Source organism: Streptomyces sp. L-9-10 (assembly GCF_004151105.1).
Taxonomy (GTDB): domain Bacteria; phylum Actinomycetota; class Actinomycetes; order Streptomycetales; family Streptomycetaceae; genus Streptomyces.
In genome coordinates, this window is the sequence record NZ_PHRF01000162.1 from 242,118 (window position 1) to 265,441 (window position 23,324).

Annotated in this window: 23 protein-coding genes and 6 tRNA genes; 19 read left to right on the forward strand and 10 right to left on the reverse strand. The window is 71.9% G+C overall.

Annotation, left to right across the window (positions count from 1 at the left end; all coding sequences use genetic code 11):
* Window positions 1-87: 87 nt before the first annotated feature.
* The 7 genes from CU044_RS34560 (at window position 88) to cobA (ending at window position 10,184) form a co-directional block, all read left to right on the forward strand.
* Window positions 88-1,200, forward strand: a complete 1,113-nt coding sequence (locus CU044_RS34560) for an ATP-binding cassette domain-containing protein (protein ID WP_129772690.1) — start codon at window positions 88-90, stop codon at window positions 1,198-1,200.
* Window positions 1,197-1,868, forward strand: a complete 672-nt coding sequence (locus CU044_RS34565) for a methionine ABC transporter permease (RefSeq protein ID WP_129772691.1) — start codon at window positions 1,197-1,199, stop codon at window positions 1,866-1,868. Before CU044_RS34560 ends, CU044_RS34565 begins: the two co-directional genes overlap by 4 nt.
* Before the next feature lie 73 nt (window positions 1,869-1,941).
* Window positions 1,942-2,796, forward strand: a complete 855-nt coding sequence (locus CU044_RS34570) for a MetQ/NlpA family ABC transporter substrate-binding protein (protein ID WP_129772692.1) — start codon at window positions 1,942-1,944, stop codon at window positions 2,794-2,796.
* A gap of 147 nt (window positions 2,797-2,943) precedes the next feature.
* A complete protein-coding gene (locus tag CU044_RS34575) occupies window positions 2,944-3,582 on the forward strand; it encodes a GNAT family N-acetyltransferase (protein ID WP_129772693.1) in 639 nt (212 codons plus the stop codon).
* 205 nt (window positions 3,583-3,787) lie between these two features.
* Window positions 3,788-5,008, forward strand: a complete 1,221-nt coding sequence (gene cbiE / locus CU044_RS34580; RefSeq protein WP_129772694.1) for a precorrin-6y C5,15-methyltransferase (decarboxylating) subunit CbiE — start codon at window positions 3,788-3,790, stop codon at window positions 5,006-5,008.
* 344 nt (window positions 5,009-5,352) lie between these two features.
* On the forward strand, window positions 5,353-8,637 hold the full coding sequence (cobT, locus tag CU044_RS34585) for a nicotinate-nucleotide--dimethylbenzimidazole phosphoribosyltransferase (protein ID WP_129772695.1): 3,285 nt from the start codon (window positions 5,353-5,355) through the stop codon (window positions 8,635-8,637).
* Between the two features lie 263 nt (window positions 8,638-8,900).
* Window positions 8,901-10,184: a uroporphyrinogen-III C-methyltransferase gene (cobA, locus tag CU044_RS34590; RefSeq protein ID WP_129772696.1), complete on the forward strand. Its 1,284-nt coding sequence runs from the start codon at window positions 8,901-8,903 to the stop codon at window positions 10,182-10,184.
* A gap of 97 nt (window positions 10,185-10,281) precedes the next feature.
* On the opposite strand, the gene CU044_RS34595 is transcribed toward cobA, so the two are convergent.
* Window positions 10,282-11,262: an aldo/keto reductase gene (locus CU044_RS34595; protein WP_129772697.1), complete on the reverse strand. Its 981-nt coding sequence runs from the start codon at window positions 11,260-11,262 to the stop codon at window positions 10,282-10,284.
* 407 nt (window positions 11,263-11,669) lie between these two features.
* Between CU044_RS34595 and CU044_RS34600 the strand changes: the two genes are divergently transcribed.
* On the forward strand, window positions 11,670-12,488 hold the full coding sequence (locus CU044_RS34600) for an RNA methyltransferase (RefSeq protein WP_129772698.1): 819 nt from the start codon (window positions 11,670-11,672) through the stop codon (window positions 12,486-12,488).
* Window positions 12,489-12,519: 31 nt separating this feature from the next.
* On the opposite strand, the gene CU044_RS34605 is transcribed toward CU044_RS34600, so the two are convergent.
* The gene (locus CU044_RS34605; protein ID WP_129772849.1) at window positions 12,520-13,746 is read right to left on the reverse strand and encodes a serine/threonine-protein kinase; all 1,227 of its coding nucleotides are present in this window, start codon (window positions 13,744-13,746) and stop codon (window positions 12,520-12,522) included.
* Window positions 13,747-13,945: 199 nt separating this feature from the next.
* On the opposite strand from CU044_RS34605, the gene CU044_RS34610 reads away from it, so the two are divergent.
* The 4 genes from CU044_RS34610 to CU044_RS34625 all read left to right on the forward strand — a co-directional run bounded on the left by CU044_RS34610 (window position 13,946) and on the right by CU044_RS34625 (window position 16,238).
* Window positions 13,946-14,215, forward strand: coding sequence for a hypothetical protein (locus CU044_RS34610; RefSeq protein ID WP_129772699.1), 270 nt, complete (start codon window positions 13,946-13,948; stop codon window positions 14,213-14,215).
* A gap of 186 nt (window positions 14,216-14,401) precedes the next feature.
* Window positions 14,402-14,608, forward strand: coding sequence for a hypothetical protein (locus CU044_RS34615; protein ID WP_129772700.1), 207 nt, complete (start codon window positions 14,402-14,404; stop codon window positions 14,606-14,608).
* A gap of 267 nt (window positions 14,609-14,875) precedes the next feature.
* A complete protein-coding gene (locus CU044_RS34620) occupies window positions 14,876-15,850 on the forward strand; it encodes a phosphotransferase (protein WP_240046023.1) in 975 nt (324 codons plus the stop codon).
* Window positions 15,851-15,929: 79 nt separating this feature from the next.
* Entirely contained in the window at window positions 15,930-16,238 is a 309-nt protein-coding gene (locus tag CU044_RS34625) for a zf-TFIIB domain-containing protein (RefSeq protein WP_030355449.1), read from the forward strand.
* Window positions 16,239-16,315: 77 nt separating this feature from the next.
* On the opposite strand, the gene CU044_RS34630 is transcribed toward CU044_RS34625, so the two are convergent.
* From CU044_RS34630 to CU044_RS34650, 5 genes are all read right to left on the reverse strand, one after another.
* Window positions 16,316-16,387, reverse strand: a tRNA-Val gene (locus tag CU044_RS34630).
* Window positions 16,388-16,416: 29 nt separating this feature from the next.
* Window positions 16,417-16,488, reverse strand: a tRNA-Val gene (locus CU044_RS34635).
* Window positions 16,489-16,508: 20 nt separating this feature from the next.
* Window positions 16,509-16,580, reverse strand: a tRNA-Val gene (locus CU044_RS34640).
* A 1-nt stretch (window position 16,581) separates the two neighbouring features.
* Window positions 16,582-16,655: transfer RNA gene (locus tag CU044_RS34645), tRNA-Cys, on the reverse strand.
* A gap of 37 nt (window positions 16,656-16,692) precedes the next feature.
* Window positions 16,693-16,765, reverse strand: a tRNA-Gly gene (locus CU044_RS34650).
* 155 nt (window positions 16,766-16,920) lie between these two features.
* Between CU044_RS34650 and CU044_RS34655 the strand changes: the two genes are divergently transcribed.
* From CU044_RS34655 to CU044_RS34665, 3 genes are all read left to right on the forward strand, one after another.
* Window positions 16,921-17,976, forward strand: a complete 1,056-nt coding sequence (locus CU044_RS34655) for a chorismate-binding protein (RefSeq protein WP_129772702.1) — start codon at window positions 16,921-16,923, stop codon at window positions 17,974-17,976.
* The gene (locus CU044_RS34660; protein ID WP_129772703.1) at window positions 17,977-18,798 is read left to right on the forward strand and encodes an aminodeoxychorismate lyase; all 822 of its coding nucleotides are present in this window, start codon (window positions 17,977-17,979) and stop codon (window positions 18,796-18,798) included.
* Window positions 18,799-18,869: 71 nt separating this feature from the next.
* A complete protein-coding gene (locus CU044_RS34665) occupies window positions 18,870-19,709 on the forward strand; it encodes a GNAT family N-acetyltransferase (protein WP_129772704.1) in 840 nt (279 codons plus the stop codon).
* Between the two features lie 34 nt (window positions 19,710-19,743).
* Here CU044_RS34665 and CU044_RS34670 read toward each other — a convergent pair whose 3' ends face one another.
* A complete protein-coding gene (locus tag CU044_RS34670) occupies window positions 19,744-20,256 on the reverse strand; it encodes a DsbA family protein (protein ID WP_129772705.1) in 513 nt (170 codons plus the stop codon).
* A gap of 180 nt (window positions 20,257-20,436) precedes the next feature.
* Here CU044_RS34670 and CU044_RS34675 point away from each other — a divergent pair, with 180 nt between their 5' ends.
* Both CU044_RS34675 and CU044_RS38925 read left to right on the forward strand, forming a co-directional pair.
* A complete protein-coding gene (locus CU044_RS34675) occupies window positions 20,437-20,886 on the forward strand; it encodes a hypothetical protein (protein ID WP_129772850.1) in 450 nt (149 codons plus the stop codon).
* 198 nt (window positions 20,887-21,084) lie between these two features.
* Window positions 21,085-21,237 carry a hypothetical protein gene (locus CU044_RS38925; protein WP_165372044.1) on the forward strand — a complete coding sequence of 51 codons (153 nt, stop codon included), beginning with the start codon at window positions 21,085-21,087 and terminating at the stop codon, window positions 21,235-21,237.
* A 6-nt stretch (window positions 21,238-21,243) separates the two neighbouring features.
* Here CU044_RS38925 and CU044_RS34680 read toward each other — a convergent pair whose 3' ends face one another.
* Both CU044_RS34680 and CU044_RS34685 read right to left on the reverse strand, forming a co-directional pair.
* A complete protein-coding gene (locus tag CU044_RS34680) occupies window positions 21,244-21,819 on the reverse strand; it encodes a CGNR zinc finger domain-containing protein (RefSeq protein ID WP_129772706.1) in 576 nt (191 codons plus the stop codon).
* Between the two features lie 208 nt (window positions 21,820-22,027).
* On the reverse strand, window positions 22,028-22,441 hold the full coding sequence (locus tag CU044_RS34685) for an SsgA family sporulation/cell division regulator (RefSeq protein ID WP_003959770.1): 414 nt from the start codon (window positions 22,439-22,441) through the stop codon (window positions 22,028-22,030).
* Window positions 22,442-22,631: 190 nt separating this feature from the next.
* On the opposite strand from CU044_RS34685, the gene CU044_RS34690 reads away from it, so the two are divergent.
* Window positions 22,632-23,102 carry a TIGR02611 family protein gene (locus CU044_RS34690; protein ID WP_129772707.1) on the forward strand — a complete coding sequence of 157 codons (471 nt, stop codon included), beginning with the start codon at window positions 22,632-22,634 and terminating at the stop codon, window positions 23,100-23,102.
* Between the two features lie 54 nt (window positions 23,103-23,156).
* Window positions 23,157-23,228 (forward strand) — tRNA-Val (locus tag CU044_RS34695).
* Window positions 23,229-23,324 lie beyond the last annotated feature (96 nt).

Genomic DNA, 23,324 nt, shown 5'->3' on the forward strand with positions numbered 1-23,324 from the left:
CACCGCGTCAGCGCGCCATGTCGGAATGACGAATGCCCCGTGCCCGGCGGACTCCTCGCCGCGCACTCGACAGTGATGGAAACCCCTGTGATCACCACTACGGGCCTGACGAAGATCTACCGGTCCGCCCAGTCGCACGGCCGCGACGTCACCGCACTCGACGGCGTCGACCTGCATGTCCGCGAGGGCGAGGTCTTCGGAGTCGTGGGACAGAGCGGCGCCGGGAAGTCCTCGCTCATCCGCTGCGTCAATCTCCTCGAACGCCCCACCGCCGGCACGGTCACCGTCGACGGCCAGGACCTCACCGCACTCGCCGGCCGCGGGCGGCGGGCAGGCAAGGATCTGCGCCGGGCGCGCAGTTCGATCGGCATGGTCTTCCAGCACTTCAACCTGCTGTCCTCCCGCACGGTCAGGGACAACGTCGAACTGCCGCTGGAGATCCTCGGCGTGGCGGGCCGGGAACGTACGCGCCGCGCCCTGGAACTGCTGGATCTGGTCGGTCTCGGCGACAAGGCCAAGGCGTATCCGGCCCAGCTCTCCGGCGGCCAGAAGCAGCGGGTCGGTATCGCCCGCGCGCTGGCGGGCAACCCCAAGGTGCTGCTCTCGGACGAGGCGACGAGCGCCCTGGACCCGGAGACCACCCGCTCGATCCTCCAGTTGCTGCGCGACCTCAACCGGCAGCTCGGTCTGACGGTGCTGCTCATCACGCACGAGATGGAGGTCGTGAAGACGATCTGTGACTCGGCGGCGCTGATGCGCGAGGGCCGGATCGTCGAGTCGGGCACGGTCGGCGAACTGCTCGCCACCCCCGGCTCGCAGCTGGCGCAGGAGCTGTTCCCGGTGGGCGGCACGGCCACGGGCCCCGGCCGTACGGTCCTCGACGTCACCTTCCACGGCGCCGCGGCCACCCAGCCGGTGATCTCGCAGCTCGCCAGGACCTACAACATCGACATATCGATCCTGGGTGCCGCGATGGACACCGTCGGGGGCCGGCAGATCGGCCGGATGCGGATCGAACTGCCCGGCGCCTACGAGGACAACGTCGTACCGATCGGCTTCCTGCGAGAGCAGGGACTCCAGGCCGAGATCGTGGACGACGCAGACGCAGACGCAGGCGCCGACGCAGCCACAGACACACGTTCCGCCGCGGCCACCGTCCCCGCGCAGAGCCCCGCACCGGTGAAGGAAGATGCCAAATGACCTGGTCGGAGATGCAGCCGCTGCTGTCCCAGGGGACCATCGACACCCTCTATATGGTGCTGTGGTCCGCGCTCGTCACCCTCGCCGGCGGACTGCCCCTCGGCATCCTGCTGGTCCTCACCGACAAGGGCGGACTGCTCCGGAACGCCGCGGTCAACAAGGCCGTCGGAGTGATCGTGAACATCGGCCGCTCGCTGCCGTTCATGATCCTGCTGATCGCGCTGATCCCGTTCACCACCCTGATCGTCGGCACCTTCATCGGCCCCACCGCGATGATCGTGCCGCTGGCGATCGGCGCCATCCCGTTCTTCGCGCGGCTCGTCGAGACGGCGATCCGCGAGGTCGACCACGGACTGGTCGAGGCCGTCCAGGCGATGGGCGGCTCGATCCCCACCATCGTCCGCAAGGTGCTGCTGCCGCAGGCCCTGCCGTCGCTGGTGTCCGCCGTCACCACCACCGTCATCGTGCTCATCGGCTACTCCGCCATGGCCGGGGCGGTCGGCGGTGAGGGGCTCGGATCCAAGGCCGTCACCTATGGATTCCAGCGCTTCGAGAACGGCTTCATGATCGCCACGGTCGTCCTCCTGATCGCGATCGTCACCGTGGTCCAGCTGCTCGGGGACGGCGTCGTACGGCTGCTGGCCCGCCGCGGCCGTACCGCCACCTGACCCGATTCCACCCTCCGGCCCGCACTCCTTGTCCGGGCCACGTCACCCGCATCACCGGAAAGAGGCACTCTTCGTGCGTACCACCATCAAGTTCAGCGCGGCAGCCGCCGCCACCGCCGCTCTCGCCCTCAGCGCCTGCGGCACCTCCTCCGACCCGGGCGCCTCGTCCGCCGCCGGAGCCTCCGCCGACAGCTCCGAGCCGCTCGTCGTCGCCGCGTCCCCGACGCCGCACGCCGACATCCTGAACTTCGTCAAGAAGAACCTGGCGGACAAGGAGGGCCTCAAGCTGGAGGTCAAGGAGTTCACGGACTACGTCCTGCCGAACACCGCCACCCAGAGCGGCGAGGTCGACGCCAACTTCTTCCAGCACAAGCCCTATCTGGACGACTTCAACAAGAAGAAGGGCACCGACATCGTGCCCGTCGTCAATGTCGAGCTGGAGCCCCTCGGCCTCTACTCCAAGAAGGTCAAGGACCTCAAGGAGCTGAAGTCCGGCCAGAGCGTCGCCCTCCCCAACGACACCACCAACGAGGGCCGCGCGCTCAAGCTGCTCGCGGACAACGGCCTGATCACGCTGAAGGACGGCGCGGGCACCGACGCCAACCTCGCCGACGTCAAGGACGCCAAGGGCCTGAAGTTCAAGGAGCTGGAGGCCGCCACGCTGCCCCGCGCCCTGAACGATGTCGACGCCGCCGTCATCAACGGCAACTACGCCATCGAGGCCGACCTCAAGCCCGCCGAGGACGCGCTGGCCCTGGAGAAGCCCGACGGCAACCCGTACGCCAACTTCCTCGCCGTCAAGCGCGGCAACGAGAAGGACCCGCGGGTGGAGAAGCTCGCGAAGCTCCTGAACTCGCCCGAGGTGAAGAAGTACATCGAGGACACCTACCAGGGCTCGATCGTGCCCGCTTTCGGTGCGGTCAAGTAGTCACCGCAGTAACGTTCTTGTCGGCGAGAGCCCCGTACACGCCCGTCGTGTACGGGGCTTCCGCATCCGTACGGACCCGGCCATGCGCATCCTCCACCCGATGCTGCATGCTGTGCATTTACGACGGACTGAGGCATGGAGCTGTGCATGACTACCACCTTTCCGGACGTTTCCATCAGCACGGAGCGGTTGGTGCTGCGCCCCTTCGAGCCGGCGGACATCCCGGCACACATCGAGATGATGAATGACGAGATGGTCACGGCCTGGACCTCCGTCCCCCATCCGTATACGAGAAGAGACGCCGAGAAGTGGATCGGCGGGATCGCCCCCGCCGAACGCCTGGAAGGGCGCGGGATCGCGTTCGCCGTCACCGAGTTCCTCACCCAGCGGCTCGTCGGCGTCGTACGGCTGCGGAACACCAACTGGCACGCACTCGCCACCGAGGCCGCCTATGTGACCGCGCCCTGGGCGCGAGGTGAGGGATACGCCACCGAATCGGTGCTCGCGGTCGCCCAGTGGCTCTTCCGCGACCAGAAGTTCGAACGCATCGAGGTGCGCACCCCCGCCGGCAACACCGCCTCCCAGCAGGTCGCGCAGAAGATCGGCTGTATCAGCGAGGGCGTCCTGCGCAACGCCTGGATAGCGCGCACCCAGACCGAGGACGGCGGCTGGACCGACATCCGCACCGACCTGATCGTCTGGAGCCTGCTGCCCGAGGACCTCGAAGGCGTCGCCGAACAGATGGCGGACGCGACGGGCTACGCGTCCTTCACCGACTGGAACTGACCGCCGCCACCCGCACCGCCCGGCCATCACCCGGCCGCCACCCGCACCGCCCGGCCGCCTCCCGACCCGGCCAGGTACTCTCACCGTGCGCTCGCGACCGTACGGGCAGTGCTCCGTGCGGCGGCCGCGATCGACGACCACCGGCAGCGATCTCCCCCTCTGCCCCGCTTCCGCCCGCTTGACGACATTACGGAGACTGACGACGATGGCCGACCGCGTCACGGTGATCGGCTGGGACGGCTCGCCCCTCACCGCCGCGGCCAAGTCCGCGCTCTCCGCCGCCACTCTGGTGGCCGGAGCCGCCCACCATCTGGCGCTCCCCGAGGTGCCGCAAGGCGCCGAGCGCATCCGCCTCGGGTCGATAGACCTCGCGGCCCGCAGAATCGCCGGACACCGCGGCAGCGCCGTGGTCCTCGCCGACGGCGACCCCGGCTTCTTCGGAGTCGTACGCACCCTGCGCGCCCCGGAACACGGCCTGGAGGTCGAAGTCGTCCCCGCGGTCTCCGCCGTGGCCGGCGCCTTCGCGCGGGCCGGGATGGCCTGGGACGACGCCCAAGTCGTCGTCGCCCAACGCCGTACGCTCCGCCGCGCCGTCAACGTCTGCCGGGCGCACACCAAGGTCGCCGTCCTCACCTCCCCGGGCGCCGGCCCCGCCGAACTCGCGCTGCTCCTCGACGGGGTCCACCGCACCTTCGTCATCTGCGAGGAGCTCGGCACCGAACGGGAACAGGTCACCGTCCTCACCTCCGACAAGGCCGCCGACCACGTCTGGCGCGACCCGAACGTGGTGATCGTCATCGGCGGAGTCGGCACCGCGGTCTCCCCGGGCAGCGGCTGGATCGCCGGCCGCGACCCCGGATACCCGCCGGCCGCACGCGGCTGGGCGCTGCCCACCGAGGAGTACGGCATCGAGCTGGACGAGGGCGAGTCGACCTGGCTGCGCGCCGCCCAGCTGGCCAGGCTCGGCGCCCGTACCGGCGATCTCGTCTGGGACATCGGCTGCGGCAGCGGAGCCCTCGCCGCCGAGGCGGCCCGCTTCGGCGCGGCCGTCATCGCCGTCGACGACGAGCCGGGAGCCTGCGCCAGCACGGCCGCCGCCGCCCGCCGCGCCGGCGTACAGCTCCAGGTCGTCCAGGGACGGGCGCCGCACGCACTGGAGCGGCTGCCCGAGCCCGATGTCGTACGGATCGGCGGCGGCGGTGTCGATGTGGTCACCGCCTGCGCCGACCGCAGGCCCGAGCGCATCGTCACCCACGCGGCCACCCGGGACGAGGCCGAGGCGGTCGGAACGGCCTTGGCGGCAGGCGGATATGAGGTGGAGTGCGCACTGCTCCAGTCCGTCGGCCTCGACACCGGCGACTGGTCCGAGCGCGAGCGCTCCGTCGTCTTCCTCGTCTCCGGCCGGCGTCCGGAAAGCGGCCCCTGACCCTGCTTCCGCGCCGCGCGAGGTAGGCTGGCCGATCGTTGTACAGCAGCCGGGCGTTCGTCACTTCGTTCGTCAATGTCCGGAAAAGGGGCCCGTTTTGAGCCCTGATGTGGTACGGCGACAACCGGGGGACGCGCGACGTGGCGCAGTCCACAGCGGGCCGTGGCGGACACCACCGCCAGGGCCCTGAAAGACCGCGGGAGCCCGGACATCAGGGCCGACGCGGGCTTTCGTGCCGCCCGGCGCCCACGCTCGTTGTGCATGACGGGCGCCGGAAGCGCCGCGGATCGGGCGCCCCGGTGGAAGGGCTGAAGGAGCAGAACCAATGGGCGAGGGGTACGCACATGACTGACACCGGCCAGGTCCCGGTCGAGGGACTGCCGGAGAACGCAGGCATGGTGGAGCAGCCGGGCATCCCCGTTCCCGGCGCGTACACCTACCTCGACCCCTCCGCACCCGTCACCGAGGACGAAGACCTCCTCCTCATGCCGAGCGCCCAGGGCGGCTGGAACGACCCCCAGGTGGTGCCGGGCGAGGTGCCCGTCGCCTATGCCGCGCCCGAGGGGTACGCCACGCCCGACGGGTACGCCGCCGCGCCGGAGAGCTACGCCCCGGCGGCGCCCGAGGGGTACGCCGTTCCCGAGCAGGCTCTGATCCAGCAGCAGATGCCGCCCATAGAACAGCCGGCGCCGATCCAGGAGCCGGTGGCGCAGGTCCAGGCCGAGGCGCCGGACGGGTACCAGCCGCAGCAGGAGTTCGCCGCCGAGCCTGCGCAGCCGGAGCAGGCCCTGGCCGCGGAGGCCGAGTTCGCACCGCCCGCCGCCCCCGTGGAGCCCGTTGCCCCGGTCGTGCCCGAAGAGGCGACGGACCTCGCGCAGCCTGCGCGGACATCGCACCAGCCGGGTGCCCATGAGGCCGGGGGCCGGGACTCCGGTTCGGTGGATCTCACCGGCGTACGCATGCCACCGCCCGTACCGGCTCCCGCGCCCGCCCCTGCCCAGGCGCCGATGCGCCGCCCGCTGCACATGGGCCCGCCGGTGCCCGACCCGACGGGCGGCGTGGTGCGTTCGCTCGCCGACCGGGGGCCCGCGGGCTCGCCGACGCAGGCCGTCCGGGTACGCGCCCAGGCGCAGGGACCTGCCACCACGGGTCCGGAGTATCTGGACGTCCCGCGTGAGGAGTCCGCCCTCCTCGCGGGGCCGCAGCTGAGCGAGATCCCGCCGCAGGCCGGGGCCCCGTGGTCGGCCGAGCCGCCGGCCGCCGAGCCCGTGGCGGCGGCGCCGGAGGCGGCAGCAGAAACGGTCGTCCCGGAGCCGGAGGCCCACGCCGAGCCCGTCGCCGTACCCGTCCCGGTTCCGGCCGAGCCGGAGCCGGAGCCCGAGGCGGAGGCGGCCGTCGAGCCGGAACCGCGACCCGAGCCGATCGCACCCGAACCGCCCGCCGCGGAGTACCAGCCGGAGCCCGCCCCTGAGCCGGCGCCCGCCCCGGAACCGCAGCCCGAGGCCGTGGCCGTGGCCGAGGCCGAGCCCGTGGCCGAGGCCCCGGCCGCCGTCGTGGCCGAGCCGGCCGAAGCGCAGGAGGAACCGGCTCCCGCCGCCGAGCAGCCGGCGGAAGAGCCCGTACCTGTACCGGCCCCGGAACCGGAAGCCGCCGCGCCGGAACCCGAGCCGGTCCAGGAGTCCGCCCCCGAGGCCGAGCCGGAGCCCGCACCCGTCCAGGAATCCACGCCCGAACCGGCGCCCGAGCCTGCCCCCGAGCCGCAGCCGGAACCCCTCGCGGAGTCCGCCCCGGACCCCGCCCCCGAGTCGGCGCCGGAGCCCGCCGCCGTACCGGAGCCCGAGCCGCAGGCCGAGGCCGAAGCCGCGCCCGAGCCCGCGCCCGTCGCGCAGGAAGGCACCGCGGCCCCGTCCGGCTACGACGACGCCGAACGCGACGCCGTGCTCCGTGTGATGCGCGAGCGCCGGGACATCCGCAACGGCTTCCGCTCCGACCCCATCCCGCACGAGGTCCTGCTGCGCGTCCTGGAAGCCGCGCACACCGCGCCCAGCGTCGGCCACTCCCAGCCCTGGGACTTCGTCGTCATCCGCTCCGCCGAGACCCGGCGGTCCATGCACGAGCTGGCGCAGCGTCAGCGTGACGCGTACGCCAAGGCACTGCCCAAGGGCCGGGCCAAGCAGTTCAAGGAACTGAAGATCGAGGCCATCCTCGACACCCCGGTGAACATCGTCGTCACCGCGGACCCCACGCGCGGCGGCCGGCACACCCTCGGCCGGCACACCCAGCCGCAGATGGCCCCGTACTCCTCGGCGCTCGCCGTGGAGAACCTGTGGCTCGCCGCCCGCGCCGAGGGCCTCGGCGTCGGCTGGGTCAGCTTCTTCGACGAGAGCGAGATGGTACGCGCGCTGGGGCTGCCGGAACATCTCGACGTCGTGGCGTATCTCTGCGTCGGATACGTGGACGAATTCCCCGTCGAGCCCGAGCTGATGCAGGCCGGCTGGTCCAAGCGCCGGCCGCTCTCCTGGGTCGTCCACGAGGAGACCTACGGCCGTCGCGCCCTGCCGGGCGGGGAGCCGCACGACCTCCTCCAGGAGACCATCGCCGGTATCCGCCCGCTGGACGCCAAGGCGCTGGGCGAGGCGTGGGAGCGGCAGAAGCGGATGACCAAGCCCGCCGGCGCGCTCGGCATGCTGGAGATCATCTCCGCCCAGCTCAGCGGATTGTCCCGGCTCTGCCCGCCACCCATCCCGGAACCGGCGGCCGTCGCGATCTTCGCCGGCGACCACGGCGTACACGCGCAGGGGGTGACCCCGTGGCCGCAGGAGGTGACCGGCCAGATGGTCGCCAACTTCCTCGGCGGCGGCGCGGTGTGCAACGCGTTCGCGAACCAGGTGGGCGCGGAGGTCTGCGTCATCGACGTGGGCGTCGCGGGCGAACTCACGGCGACACCCGGCCTGGTGCCCCGCAAGGTCCGCGCCGGTACGGCCGACTTCACGACGGGCCCCGCGCTGAGCCGCGAGGAAGTCCTCGCCGCGATCGAGGTCGGCATCGAGACGGCGCGCGATCTGGTGGCCGCGGGCAACAAGGCCCTGCTCACCGGCGAGATGGGCATCGCCAACACGACCGTGTCGGCCGCGCTGATCTGCGTCTACACCGGCCAGGACCCGGCGGAGGTCACCGGCCGGGGGACCGGCATCAACGACGAGATGCACGCCCGCAAGGTCGACGTCGTCCGCCGGGGTCTCGACCTCCACCAGCCCGACCCGTCCGACCCGGTCGGCGTCCTCGCGGCGATCGGCGGCCTGGAGCACGCGGCGCTGGTCGGATTCCTGCTGGGCGGCGCGTCGCTGCGTACGCCGGTCATCCTGGACGGCGTGAGCGCCGGCGCGGCGGCGCTGGTCGCACGGGCGATCGCCCCGGAGGCGCTGGCGGCCTGCATCGCGGGCCACCGCAGCGCGGAGCCGGGCCATGTCGCGGCCCTCAACAAACTCGGCCTGCGCCCGCTGGTGGACCTGGACCTCCGCCTGGGCGAGGGCACGGGCGCGCTGCTGGCGCTGCCGGTGGTACAGAGCGCGGCGCGGGCGATGCATGAGGTGGCGACGTTCGACTCGGCGGGCGTAACGGAGAAGTAGCCTCCGGCGGTGCGCCGTCAAGGGTGCGTTTCGGCGGGGGCCGGTGGGTCTGGGGGCGGGTTGTCGCCGGGTGGCGCTCCCGGACATGTGCCTCCGGAGGCCCCGGCCCCCGGCACCAGCAGTACGAAACCGCAACCCCGCAACCCGCACCGCACACCGCCCCCGCCGGAGCCGCACCGCCCCGCCGTAAGCTGGACGCGCCCCACCGCACGGCACCCCACCAGCCACTTCACACCCCGCCCGCCCGAGGAGCCCCCACCCACATGCCCGAGCACGACGAGCACGCGCACGACGAGCAGGCGCACGCGCACGAGCACGCGAACCAGCAAGCGCACCCGCATCCCGCCTACCCCGTCGGACTCCGCCTCGCCGGGCGGCGCGTCGTCGTCGTCGGTGGCGGGCAGGTCGCGCAGCGCCGGCTGCCCGCGCTCATCGCGGCCGGCGCGGACATCGTGCTGGTGTCGCCGTCCGCGAAGCCCTCCGTCGAGGCCATGGCGGCGGCCGGCGAGATCCGCTGGGAGCGCCGCCGCTACGAAGAGGGCGACCTCGCCGACGCCTGGTACGTCCTCGTCGCGTCCAGCGACGAGGACGCCAACCGCACCGCGTCCGCCGAGGCCGAGCGCTGCCGCGTCTGGTGCGTACGCAGCGACGACGCGGAGGCCGCCACCGCCTGGACGCCCGCCACCGGCCGCAGCGAGGGCCTCACCGTCGCCGTGCTCACCGGGCGCGACCCGCGTCGCTCCGCCGCCGTGCGGGACGCCATCGTGGAGGGGCTGCGCGACGGCACGCTCGCCGCCCCGCACCGTCGCAGCCGTACCCCCGGCGTCTCCCTCGTCGGCGGTGGTCCCGGCGACCCGGACCTGATCACGGTGCGCGGCCGCAGGCTCCTCGCCGAGGCGGATGTCGTGATCGCCGACCGTCTCGGCCCGCGCGATCTGCTGGACGAACTGCCGCCGCACGTCGAGGTGATCGACGCGGCGAAGATCCCGTACGGCCGTGCCATGGCCCAGGAGGCGATCAACGACGCGCTGATCGAGCATGCCAAGGCGGGCAAGGCCGTGGTCCGGCTCAAGGGGGGCGATCCGTTCGTCTTCGGGCGGGGCATGGAGGAGGCGCACGCGCTGGCCGCGGCCGGTATCCCGTGCACTGTCGTACCGGGTATCTCCAGCTCGATCAGTGTGCCGGGCGCGGTCGGAATCCCCGTCACACACCGGGGCGTCGCCCATGAGTTCACCGTCGTCAGTGGCCATGTCGCCCCGGACGACGACCGTTCGCTCGTCGACTGGGCGGCGCTCGCCCGGCTCCGTGGCACCCTCGTCCTGCTGATGGCCGTGGACAAGATCGGCGCGATCGCCCAGGCGCTCGTCGAGCACGGCAGGGCTCCCGGGACCCCGGTCGCGCTGGTGCAGGAAGGCACCACGGCCGCCCAGCGGAGGGTGGACGCCACGCTCGCGACGGTCGCGGAGGTCGTGCGGACCGAGGAGATCCGGCCTCCGGCCGTCATCGTCGTCGGCGATGTCGTCGCCCTGGGGGACGGCACCTCGTGATCCCGTCGGCCGGGCCCCGGTCGAGTCGTGGAGGGACCGGCACGGAGTGACGCGATCCGCCGTGTCACACGTGCTGTGCGATCAAAGCGGGGACGGGTCAGAAGAACGTGGGCAGGCGCGTGACGTAGCGCTCTTCGAGGGAGTCGATCTCCTCAGCGGTGAGCTCGATGTCGAGCGCGGCGACGGCGTCGGGGAGATGGTTCGGTTTGGTCGCGCCCACGATCGGGGCGGAGACCACCGGGTTCTTCAGCACCCAGGCCATCGCGACCTGCGCCATCGACACGCCGCGGGCCAGGGCGATGCGCTGGACGGCCTCGACGACGGCCCGGTCGCTGTCGAGGAAAATCGGCCGGCCCTGCTGGTCGACTCTCCGGTTGATCTCCGCGCGCCGCGTGGAGCGTTCGCCCCAGGGGCGGGTGACCAGTCCCCCGGCCAGCGGGCTCCACGGGATGCTTCCCACGCCCTGGTGGGCGAGCAGGCCGAACATCTCGCGTTCCTCCTCGCGGTGGATCAGGCTGTACTGGTCCTGCATGGAGATGAACCGGGTCCACCCGTGGGCCTGCGCGGCCTGCTGCATCGCGGCGAACTGCCAGGCCCACATCGACGAAGCACCGATATAGCGGGCCTTGCCCGCCTTGACGACATCGTGCAGCGCCTCCATCGTCTCCTCGACCGGCGTCTGCGGGTCGAAGCGGTGGATCTGGTAGAGGTCGACGAAGTCGGTGCCGAGGCGCCGCAGCGAGGCGTCGATCTGCTCCATGATGGCCTTGCGGGACAGACCCGCCCCGCCCGGGCCTTGGTGCATCGGCGCCCACAACTTGGTGGCCAGAACGATGTCCTCGCGCCGGGTGTACGTGCGCAGCGCCCGCCCGACGATCTCCTCCGAGGTGCCCAGGCCGTAGATGTTCGCGGTGTCCCAGAACGTGATGCCGAGCTCGACGGCCTGGCGGAAGACCGGCTCGGCCGCGCTGTCGTCGAGCACCCAGGGGTCCCTCTTGGCGGGGTCGCCGAAGCTCATACAGCCCAGGGCGATCCGGCTGATCCTGAGCCCTGACGTTCCCAAGCGCGTGTACTCCATGGCCTGCTCCTGCCCGGTGATGTGGACGTGTGCACGTGCTCCGTGAAGGCGGTCGCCTTCACACTCCCCACCGTGGCACGGGCTGCGGCTCATGGCCTCTCACCAGGGAGTTCCTGTGGTTGCGGGTACTGCCAGAGCCCCCCACGTTCACGGACTCGTCCCGCTCCCGCTCCGTGGCCCGGCACCTCCGCCTGAAACCCCAGCCGCCGTCCGCAGTGCCGGAATCGTCCATATCTATGCAGTACGTGTGTGCAGCGTGGGTGATCCACCGTGCGATGCTCCCCGCAGCCGGAACAGCGCGGGGGTACCCCCTGCACCGGACCGCCGCGGCCGATCCGCGATGATCCGTCGGACAGGCCCTGGCCGTCCGCCCCGCACACCACTCACCGACAAGGCAGTGTCACCCCGTGGCTGAACTCATCACCGTCGACGACCCCGACGACCCCCGTCTGCGCGACTACACCGGTCTGACCGATGTCGAGCTGCGCCGCAGGCGCGAGCCGGCCGAAGGGCTGTTCATCGCGGAGGGCGAGAAGGTCATCCGCCGGGCCGGGCAGGCCGGCTACCCGATGCGGTCGATGCTGCTGTCGGCCAAGTGGGTCGACACCATGCGGGACATCATCGACGAGGTCACGGCCCCGGTGTACGCGGTCAGCCCCGAGCTGGCCGAGCACGTGACCGGCTACCACGTGCACCGCGGCGCCCTCGCCTCCATGGCCCGTAAACCGCTGCCCATGGTGGACGAGGTGCTCCGTAAGGCCCGCCGCGTCGCCGTCATGGAGGCGGTCAACGACCACACCAACATCGGCGCGATCTTCCGCAGCGCCGCCGCGCTCGGGATGGACGCCGTACTGCTCTCCCCGGACTGCGCCGATCCGCTCTACCGCCGTTCGGTGAAGGTCTCGATGGGCGCGGTGTTCTCCGTGCCGTACGCCCGGCTCGAAGGCTGGCCACGGGCGCTGGACACCGTACGGGAGGCCGGTTTCCGGCTGTTGGCGCTCACCCCCGACGAGCGGGCGGTCCCGATGGACGAGGTCGCTCCGCACCGGCTGGAGCGTGTCGCGCTGATGCTCGGCGCGGAGGGCGCCGGGCTGTCCGGGCGGGCGCTGGGCGCGGCCGACACCTGGGTGCGTATCCCCATGGCGCACGGAGTGGACTCGCTGAACGTCGGCGCGGCGGCGGCGGTCGCCTTCTACGCGGTCACGACGGGCCGGCCGGAGAGCTGACGACCGGGCCGTACGGCGGAGGCCGTACGGCTCAGAGCTGCTGGGCCGCGGCGATGCCCAGCGCGACGATCAGGGTCACGACGACGAAGACGATCAGCCGCTGCCGCAGCAGGCGCGGGTTGGCGGGCCGCAGCTTGCCCGAGCCCGTCCGGGGGCCGGGCTTCGGACGGCCGCCGCCCGTACGCGCGGCGCCCCGGGACCGCGGCGGGCGCGGCGAGCCGTTGCGGGGGGAGGAACCGCCGGTACGGGGGGAGGCCCCCGTACTCCGGGAAGGCCCGGGACGCGACACCTGGCCACCGGACGCTCCCGGCGCACGGCCAGGCGCGCCGAGTCCGGCGCTCCGCTCCGTGTAACGCTCGGTCAGCCGGCCGGTCGGCAGCTCCTGCCCGTTCCGCGTCCGCTGTACGGGCGGCCGGCTGTCCGAGAGCCCCTGGGCCTCGCGCGCCGCGATCTCCTTGAGCCGCATCGAGAGCTGGAGCGTGCTGGGACGTTCCTCCGGATCCTTGGCCAGACAGGCCCGCACCAGCGGAGCGAGCGCGTCCGGCATCCCGTCGAGATGCGCCTCCTCATGCACCACCCGGTAGAGCATGACCTCGGAACTGCCGTGTCCGAACGGGGAGTCGGCGGTCGCCGCGTACGCCAGCGTGGCGCCCAGCGAGAACACGTCCGTGGCCGGGGTGACCGCCGCGCCGCGCACCTGTTCCGGGGCGAGGAAGCCCGGCGACCCGACGGCCGTACCGACATGGGTCAGCGTGCTCGCGCCGGTCGCCCAGGCGATGCCGAAGTCGATGATGCGCGGGCCCTTGGGGGAGAGCAGGATGTTCGACGGCTTGAGATCGCGGTGGACGACGCCCGCCTCGTGCACGGCCACCAGCCCCTCGGAGAGCGCGGCGCCCACGGAGGCGACCTCGGCCGCCGAGAGCGGCCCCTCCTCGTTGATCTTGTCGTGCAGTGAGGGGCCCGGCACGTACTGGGTGGCGAACCACGGACGGTCCGCGTCGAGATCCGCGGCCACCAGCCGTGCCGTACAGCCGCCCCGGATCCGCCGCGCCGCGGAGACCTCGCGGGCGAACCGCGACCGGAACTCCTGATCCTCGGCCAGATCCGGCCGGATCACCTTCAGCGCGACCCGCTGACCGCGCCGGTCGGAGCCCAGATACACGACCCCCATACCGCCGGCCCCCAGCCGCCGGTGAATCCTGAACGAACCGACGACACGCGGGTCCTCGCGCCGGAGCCGCATCATCGCCATGTCCATCCCCGCTGCCCGGTCGTCCGTGTGACGTGGCACAGCTTACGTACCCGCGCCCCGGCGCGCTCATAGGCCGCGCCCTCGCGCACGGACCGATTGTCAGTGCCGGGTGGGAAACTTGAGCAGTGGTCAGGGGAGTGGCGGAGCCCAGGTCCTCCGGCCGGTGCGTGATCTCAAAGGTCCGACGCAGAAGGGGGATTGGATCGTGAAGGGTGACCGGGTGGAGATAGTCGTGGACGCGGGGGACACGACACGGACCTACGAAGTGGTGGCGAGCCGGGCGGGCCGCAGAGTGGAGACCGCGGTGCGCCGGGGAGTGGTGGAAGTGAGCGAAGTCACCCGCGGCGGAGGGGTGGTCAGAACGGCGCGTTTCATGGCCACGCGGGTCCTCGCGTTGGTCGAGCAGCCGGTGCCCCGGGTGGAGTCCTCGGAGCGCTCCGAAGAGCGTCCCGTCCGGGACGACCCCGGGTACTAGGGGGCTCTCCACCCAGGGGAGTACGTACCGGCGTCCGGCTCATCCTCCGGGAGGCCCGGCAATGGGTACGCGGGCATGACGACCGGGGCGCGCCCGCTCCCTAATGTTGAGGTCAAGCGGCGGGTGCGGTGCTCGTCCCCCGAGGTCGGACACTCGCCGCTCTTGGAACAGGACAGGAGAAGGACCATGGCGGACACGGCATCGCGGGCGATGATCCGCACGCAGGGACGCAAGGCGTTCGCCGTGTTCGGCGGGCGCCGGTCCGGTACGCGTCACCCCCTGGTGGCGACCGCCATGGTCCTTCCTCTGGCAGCCCTGCTGGTAGTCGCCTTCGGCGGCTGGGACGCAGTGGTGACACAAGCGTCGTCCGTGGGCGTGATGCTGGGGCGCTGAGCGGCGCTTCGGATCCGGGAGAGCGGCCCGGATCGGGGACATCCGGCCAACAACCCCGTGGGGACGGGGGTGCGGCGGACGGCAGCGTTTGGCCGGTCAGCTGGGGAGCTGACCGGCCATCGCGCTGTCCGGACCGATCCGCGCGGCACGCCCCGGGCTCCGTCGCCGTACGCTCGCCACGGAACACCACGCATCAGAGGGGCCTCCGTGACCGCTTCCGTCGTACGCGCGCTGGGCCGCGTCGCCCGTGACACCGCCCATCCGGCGCTGCGCGCGGCGGACCCGGCGGGCTGCCGGGCCTGCGGCCGGGGGAGCACCGTCCTCGCCGACCGGCCGGACGGGATCGTCGTACGGCACGGCGAGGTCGTCGCCAAGGCCCATGCCGACGGTACGGACCGGGCCGGGCACCGCGCCAGGCTGGCCGTCGCCGCGCATCCCCTGCTCGCCGGCGTACTGCTGCCGCCGCTTCCGGCCGCCACCGCGGAGGTGGGCGGCCGTCCGGTGACCGCGTGGCCGTACGGCGCCCCGGTCGACCCCGCCGACCCCGACGCGGCCCCCTGGGAGCAGGCCGGCACGCTCCTCGCCCGGCTGCACACCCTGCCGCTCGCGGCGCTCTCCGAAGCGGTGGCCGGGACCGGAGCCGTGGCGGGAGCCCTCGTGGAAGCGGGCGGCCGTCCGGGGCTGCCGGACATGCGGGGACCCGCCAAGGCCGCCCGCGCCGTCGCGCGGATGCGCGCCGCCGGACCTCACCCCGCCGCCCTTCCCGTACAGCGCGCCTGGCAGTGCCTGCCCGCCTGTGCCCGTGGTGAGGCGCGCGCTCCGGGGCCGTACGCCCTGTGCCACGGCGATCTGCACCTGGGCCAGCTCGTACGCCACCCGGCCCCCGACGGCCCCTGGCTGCTCATCGACATCGACGACCTCGGACTCGGCGACCCGGCCTGGGACTTGGCCCGCCCGGCCGCCTGGTACGCCGCCGGACTGCTGCCCCCCGAGGCCTGGCTGCGCTTCCTCGGCGCCTACCGGTCCGCGCACGGCCCCGCCGTGCCCGCCGCCCCCGACGCGGATCCCTGGCCCCGGCTGGACGTCGCGGCCCGCGCCCTCACCGTGCAGACCGCCGCGCTGGCCGTCGCCAAGTCGGCCGCCGAAGGCCGGGATCCGGACGATGTCGAGCTGCTGATGATCGACGCCTGCGCCCGGATCGCGGACGTCGCAACCGAGTTGTCGCCGGAGGCGTCGTCGTAGGGTGGGGCCACAGATGAACCCACGGCCGCCGGGAGCGTGTTACGGCGAGGCCGGACGAACGGCGAGGAGCGAGCAGACCATGCAGTGTCCCAAGTGTCACGCGGCGATGCACACATACAACCGCAACGGTGTCCAGATAGAGCAGTGCAGCGGCTGCCGGGGGATCTTCCTCGACTACGGCGAGCTGGAGTCCCTGACCCGCCTGGAGTCGCAGTGGTCGCAGCAGGCGCCGCCCGTACAGCAGGCGCCGCCCCCGCCCCCGCAGGCGTACCCCGCCGCCCCCGCCCCCGCCTGGGGTGCGCCGCAGCACGGCGGCGGCCACTACGGGGGCCATCACGGGGGGCACCACCGTCAGAAGAGCTTCGGGCGGATGCTCTTCTCCTCCTGAGATCCTCTGAGACCCGCCTGACGCGAGGGCAGACGACGAAGCCCCCGGCCATGGAGACGGCCGGGGGCTTCGGACTGTGCGCGATACTGGGATTGAACCAGTGACCTCTTCCGTGTCAGGGAAGCGCTCTCCCGCTGAGCTAATCGCGCGGGTGGGACCTCATGTGGTGCGTGCTGCGTGCGCGATACTGGGATTGAACCAGTGACCTCTTCCGTGTCAGGGAAGCGCTCTCCCGCTGAGCTAATCGCGCGCGAATCCAAGTGGATCCAGTGGACGATACTGGGATTGAACCAGTGACCTCTTCCGTGTCAGGGAAGCGCTCTCCCGCTGAGCTAATCGTCCTTGGAGGTGGAGACGGGATTTGAACCCGTGTAGACGGCTTTGCAGGCCGTTGCCTCGCCTCTCGGCCACTCCACCAGGAGTACGGGGGTTCGGGAAGGATCCCCCATATTCGAGCGGACGACCAGGTTCGAACTGGCGACCTCAACCTTGGCAAGGTTGCGCTCTACCAACTGAGCTACGTCCGCGTATCGTTTCCGGACCCTCGTACGGCCCGGCGACGTGTTGAACTCTAGCGGATTCCGGGGCCAGCACAAAAACGCGTTTCCGCAGCGTGCTGGGGTGCGTTCGCCGTACGTTCAGCCCGGAGCGGCCCAACGGGGGCTGTTCTAGACTCGCAAGCGTGCACGACCTCGCTCCTTTGGCCCGCTTCGGCGGCCTTCTGGCCTCCGGTCTGCGGGACGTCACCCATGATCCGGAAGCGCTCGACTCCGCCGGGTTCTGGGCCGTCGCCGCGGACTTCGAGGGCCGTCTCACCTGCGCGCGCTTCGACGACGTACGAGCAGATCCCGTGCCCGCACCGGTGCCGGGACAGTGGCGCGGGCCCGCCGCCGGTGACTGGACGTCGTCGCTCGACCGCGACGCGTACACCAAGGGCGTCCGCCGGATCCGCGAGTACATCGCCGCGGGCGACGTGTACCAGGTCAACCTCTGCCGGGTGCTCTCCGCGCCGCTGCCCGCTCCCGACACGGCCGATGTCGACGCGCTGACGGCTCTGCTCGCGCGCGACAACCCCGCCCCGTACGCCGGAACGATCCGGCTGCCCGCGCACGGCGTGGAGATCGCGACCGCCTCGCCCGAGCTGTATCTGAGTACGGCCGGCCGTACCGTCGAGTCCGGTCCGATCAAGGGCACCGCCCGAAGCGCGGAGGAGATGCTGGAGAAGGACCACGCCGAGAACGTGATGATCGTGGACCTCGTCCGCAACGACCTGGGCCGTGTCTGCGCCACCGGATCCGTGACGGTCCCCGCGCTCTGCGCGGTCGAGCCGCACCCCGGACTCGTCCATCTCGTCTCGACCGTACGGGGCGAGCTCGCCGAGAAGGCGGGCTGGCCGGAGCTGCTGCCCGCCACGTTCCCGCCCGGCTCGGTCACCGGCGCCCCCAAGTCCAGCGCCCTGCGGATCATCGAAGAGCTGGAGACCGCCCCGCGCGGCCCCTACTGCGGCGGTATCGGCTGGGTCGACGCCGACCGCGGCACCGCCGCGCTGGCCGTCGGGATCCGTACCTTCTGGATCGACCGCGACACGGCCCCGGGACCCGTCCTGCGCTTCGGCGCCGGTGCGGGCATCACCTGGGGATCCGACCCCGAGGGGGAGTGGGCGGAGACCGAGCTGAAGGCCGCCCGGCTGCTCGCGATAGCGTCGGGTGCGTACGAAGCGAGTGGAAGGACCGGGTAGATGAAGATCTGGGTCAACGGCGCACTCCACACGGCCGAGGGTGCCCTCGTGTCCGTGCTGGATCATGGACTGACCGTGGGGGACGGCATCTTCGAGACGGTCAAGACCGTCCAGGGCCGGCCCTTCGCCCTCACCCGGCATCTGGACCGGCTGAGCCGCTCCGCCCGAGGGCTCGGGCTGCCGGAGCCGGATCTCGACGAGGTACGCCGCGCCTGCGCGGCCGTTCTCGACGCCAACCCGGTGGAGCTGGGGCGGCTGCGGATCACCTACACCGGCGGGCTCTCCCCGCTCGGCTCCGACCGGGGCGAGGCGGGGCCGACCCTGGTGGTCGCCGTCGGCGGGACGAAGCGCCGCCCCGACACCACCGCCGCCATCACCGTTCCGTGGACGCGCAACGAGCGCGGCGCGGTGACCGGCCTCAAGACCACCTCGTACGCGGAGAACGTCGTCGCCCTCGCGCGGGCGCGCGAGGGCGACGCGAGCGAGGCGCTCTTCGCCAATACGGTCGGCGCCCTCTGCGAGGGCACGGGCTCCAACGTCTTCGTCGTCCTCGACGGCGAGTTGCACACCCCGCCGCTCGCGTCCGGCTGCCTCGCCGGCATCACCCGGGCCCTGACGGCCGAGTGGTGCGGTGCCCATGAGACGGATCTGCCGCTGGACGTCCTGGAGCGTGCGGACGAGATCTTCCTGACGTCCACGCTGCGCGACGTCCAGGCCGTCCACCGTCTCGACGACCGTCAACTGCCCGCCGCCCCGGGGCCGGTGACCACCAAGGCGATGCGCGTCTTCGAGGAGCGGGCCGGCGCCGACCTGGACCCCTGAGACCCGGTGACCGGCGCGGCCGGTCCGTAAAGCGGATGACTCCGCGCCACGCGTTGGGTACAACTCCCCTGATGACCACCACTCTGCGGCCGACCGGGCCGCTTCAGCAGGCCGACGACGGCGGGAAAACACGCTCCTACGAGGTCTGCGTGAACAGCCGTCCCGTCGGCACGATCGCACTCGCCACGGACCCCGGCTTCGGGCACAGGGCCGGGATCATCCAGGCCCTCCGCGTCGACGAACCGGACCGCAGACGCGGCCGGGGCACCGTCGCGGTGCTCGCCGCCGAGGAGGTGCTGCGCGGCTGGGGCTGCGGCCAGGTGCTGGCCGCCGTACCGTCCGACGCGGTCCCCGCGCTCCGTCTGCTGGAGTCCCTCGGCTACACCGAGCGCAGCCGCAACATGGACAAGGCGGTACCGGCCCGGCCCCCGCGGCTCCCGGCGGATGTCGAGGGCCGTCCGATGAACGACGCGGAGTACGAGGTCTGGGAGGCGCGGGCCCTCGACGACTACGCCCGCAACTGGACGGCCCGTGGCGTGCCGCCCGAGCAGGCCCGCGGCAAGGCGGAGGCCGGCCACCGCGAGAACCTCCCCGAGGGCCTGGCCACCCCGGGCGTCTCGATCAGCGTCCTCGTCCACGCCGGAACCACCGTCGGCCATGTCTGGGTCGCGCCGCGCGAGGTGCGACCCGGCGAGTGGGGCTCGTGGGTGTACGACGTGGCGGTCGCCGAGGACCAGCGTGGCAAGGGCTACGGCCGCGCGCTGATGCTGCTCGCCGAGCGGGCGGCGCTGGAGACCGGGGACAGCCTGCTGGGGCTGCATGTGTTCGCGAACAACACCCCGGCGATCCGGCTGTACGAATCGCTCCAGTACGCCACCACGAGCCGCAACTTCTTCAAACAGCTGCTCTGAGCACCGCCGCCGAGACCCTCCGACGCTCGACCGCCTAAGCGCTCGCCAGCAGCCGGTCCGCGATCTCCTCGATGCGCCCGCGCAGCCCTTCCTGGCTCTTGCCGCCGTCCAGCCGCTCGTCCCCGATGACATACGTGGGGGTGCCGGTGACCCCGATCGCCTTGCCCTCGGCCTGGTCGGCGTCGACGGCCAGGAGGTGCCGGCCGTCGATCAGCGCGGTGTCGAACTCCTCGGCGTCCAGTCCCAGCTCACGCGCCACCTCCAGCAGGACGGGTTCCCCCTTGGCCGCCAGCTCCGCCGTCCTGCCCAGTACGGCTTCGACGTACGGCCAGCCGCGCCCCTGCTCCGCGGCTTCCTCGGCGGCCTGCGCGGCGGCGTACGCGTGCTTGTGCTTCTCCAGGGGGAAGTGCCGCAGCCGCGGCTCCAGCCGGTCCCCGTAGCGGGCGCGCAGCGCGCGCACATCGTCCAGGGCCCGGTGGCAGTCGGGGCATTCCAGGTCGCACCAGATGCCGAGGACGACGGGACGGATGGCGGTGGAGTCGTTCATGGGGCCAGTCTTCCAGCCCGCGGGACCCCGCCCGACCGGGACCTGGGGAGGACACCGTCCCCGAGATCTCCCCCAGATCCGTCCGGCCTCGCCCCGCACCGTGGCCCCGACCCGGTCGCGAGGTGCAGGATGGAGAGCGAGACGTTTCCGGCCGATGAGGCGCGCTGCCTGGAGGACCTGATGATTGCCGAGACCATTTGCTCCGCGGTGTCAGCAGCGGGCCTGGGCATCGCCGCGATCACGGCGTACCGGAAGCGCTTCCTCGCCGCGGCCCGCATCGCGGCCTATGCGCTGGTGCCGGTGGCGCTGGCGATGACGGGCATCGTGAAGTGGGCCGCCAACACGGCGTTCAGCCCGATGGCGTGGGCGGGCTTCGGGGTCCTCGCGGTGGCATGGCTGCTGTTCATGACCACCCGGGCGGTGGAGCGCCGACGGGGCGGGACGCGCAAGGAGCGCAGAGCCGCGGCGAAGGCCGCGCGCCAGGGCGCCGCGGTCGAGCCCGCCGCGTCCGCGCCCTCGCTGGGCCCCGGCACCCGGCCGGCCGCTCAGCCCAAGGCCAAGGAGCCCGCGGCGAAGCCGGGTGACGACTTCAGCGACATCGAGGCCATTCTCAAGAAGCACGGCATCTGAGCCTTCTCGCGGCCTGCCGCGAGCCACCGTGACCGACCGGAGCGCACTCCCCGTTTCCGGGAGTGCCGGGCAGCATCGCAGGTGAGACGGGATTCGGCGGGATTTCGTGGATGTTTTCCACGGAATATGATGAACTCCCGCTCCGAGGACGCGTGTTGGTCAACAGGCCGGTTCGGGGTGCGTCATGATCGCCCCGAGATGCTCGATACCTCACGGGGTGAACCCCCCGCACCCACCGATGAGCAGCGCGGTTGTCTTTTCGCGCTCTCCCAGCCGCCGTTGATGATCTTCCTGACGGTGATCGGCTCGCTGCTGCTGATGGCGGCGGTCCACGATCTCTTCCTGCTGTGAGTGGCCTCAGCCGGCCGCCGCTTCCTTGCGGCGTGCCCGGTACGCGGCCACATGCAGCCGGTTGCCGCAGGTGCGGCTGTCGCAGTAACGGCGCGAGCGGTTCCGCGACAGGTCGACGAACGCGTGCCCGCAGTCCGGGGCCTCGCAGCGGCGCAGCCTTTCCTGTTCTCCGGCCACGACCATGAACGCCAGGGCCATGCCGCAGTCGGCGGCGAGATGATCGGCGACGGAGGCGCCCGGCGCGAAGTAGTGCACATGCCAGTCGTAGCCGTCGTGATCGGTCAGCTGCGGCGTCGTCCCCGCGGCCGCGACGAGCTGATTGATCAGATCGGCCGCGGAGCGCGGGTCCCGCGCCGCGAAGACCTCCGCGAACCGGGCCCGTACGTTCAGTACGGCCCGCAGATCGCGGTTGCCCAGGTCTCCCACCCCGCTGATGTCATGGCTCCGTACGAAGCCGTACAGCGCCTCGACGTCCCCGAGCCCGTCCGTACCGCCGACGCCGTCCGAATCCTCCTCCGGTGCGGTGTTCACCAGATCGACGACCGTGTCGAGCGCGATCCGGGTGTCGTGTGGAATCAGCACGATCCGCTCCCTGCCTGCCGCGGGCCGGTGCCCGCCTGATCCCGCCGACTTTAGTCGCTGGCCGCGCCGGACGGGGCCGGGCCGGAAACGCACCGGCGCCGTCGTCGCGGTGGCTTCCGCGGCGACGGCGTCGGTGTCCTCCGTATGCGGTTGTCCGCGCGGCGCCGTCTCCCCGAGTCGGACGGCGCCGTGCAGCCCTCTGCCTGGCTCAGCTCTCGGCCAGGATGTGTGAGAGTTCCGTGTCGAGATCGAAGTGACGATGCTCGGTGCCGGGTGGCACCGCGGCGTCGGTCCGCTTGAGGAACGACTCCAGGGCCCGCGCCGGGGCCTCGAGCAAGGCTTCGCCCTCAGGGGAGCTCAGAGCGATGCAGACGACGCCCTGACCGTGACTGCGGGACGGCCAGACTCGGACGTCGCCGGTGCCGGTGGGCCGGTGCAGCCCCTCGGCGAGAAGGTCGCGGGCGAAGACCCACTCGACCGTCTCTTCGGCTCCGGTGTGGAAGGTGGCGTGCACGGCATAGGGATCGGCCGTGTCATACCGGAGGCCCGCGGGTACAGGCAGTGAGGACTCGCTCGATACAACGAGGCGCAGGTGCAGCTCGCAGCTGACCGTGGTGTTCATAAGCGCCAGGGCCTTTCGCTCAGTGTGCGCTCGGGGATTCGCACGTCGGCGAAGTCGACATGCCACCTACGGTGCCGTTGTAAACCCCTCTGTCTGTTTTGTGATTCTTCGGGTAGCTCGTACGGCGGTGTGTGACTTCGGGTTATACGGCTATTCCGGTGACGCGGACGATTCCGGTACGTTGGGAGCCATGCGTGCGGAGAGTGACGAGCGAGGGCGGGTCGTGGTGCCGACGGCCGAGCGGCGTGTCCCGGGGGGCGTGGCGGAGGGTGTGACGGCGAACCCGGAGCGTGAGCTCGGGTCCCGTGCGCCCCGATTCATCAAGGCGTCGCGGACGCTCCATCTGAGCTGGCAGGTCGGCGTCTTCGTCGTCGGCCTCGCGGTGGTGGTCGCGGGTGTCTTCATGCTCGTGCTGCCGGGGCCCGGCTGGCTGGTGATCTTCGGTGGTATGGCGATCTGGGCGACCGAGTTCGTCTGGGCGCAGCTGGTGCTGCGCTGGACCCGTCGCAAGGTCACCGAGGCGGCCCAGAAGGCCCTGGACCCGAAGGTCAGGCGGCGCAACATCATCCTCACCACCATCGGCCTGGTGATCATCGCCGTACTGCTCGGGATCTATCTCTGGAAGTTCGGGATCGTCATGCCCTGGAAGATCGACCAGTGATCCGGAACGCGTCCGGGGGCGCCGCTGACATGGGGTAATGTTTGCGGTGCGTCCGGGCGATTAGCTCAGTGGGAGAGCGCTTCGTTCACACCGAAGAGGTCACTGGTTCGAACCCAGTATCGCCTTGCCGGTGAGGGCTCCGATCTCGATCCCGGGGTGGCCGAGAAGCAGACGGAGCAGCTCCCCGCCCGCGTACCCACTGGCCCCCGCCACCGCGGCGCG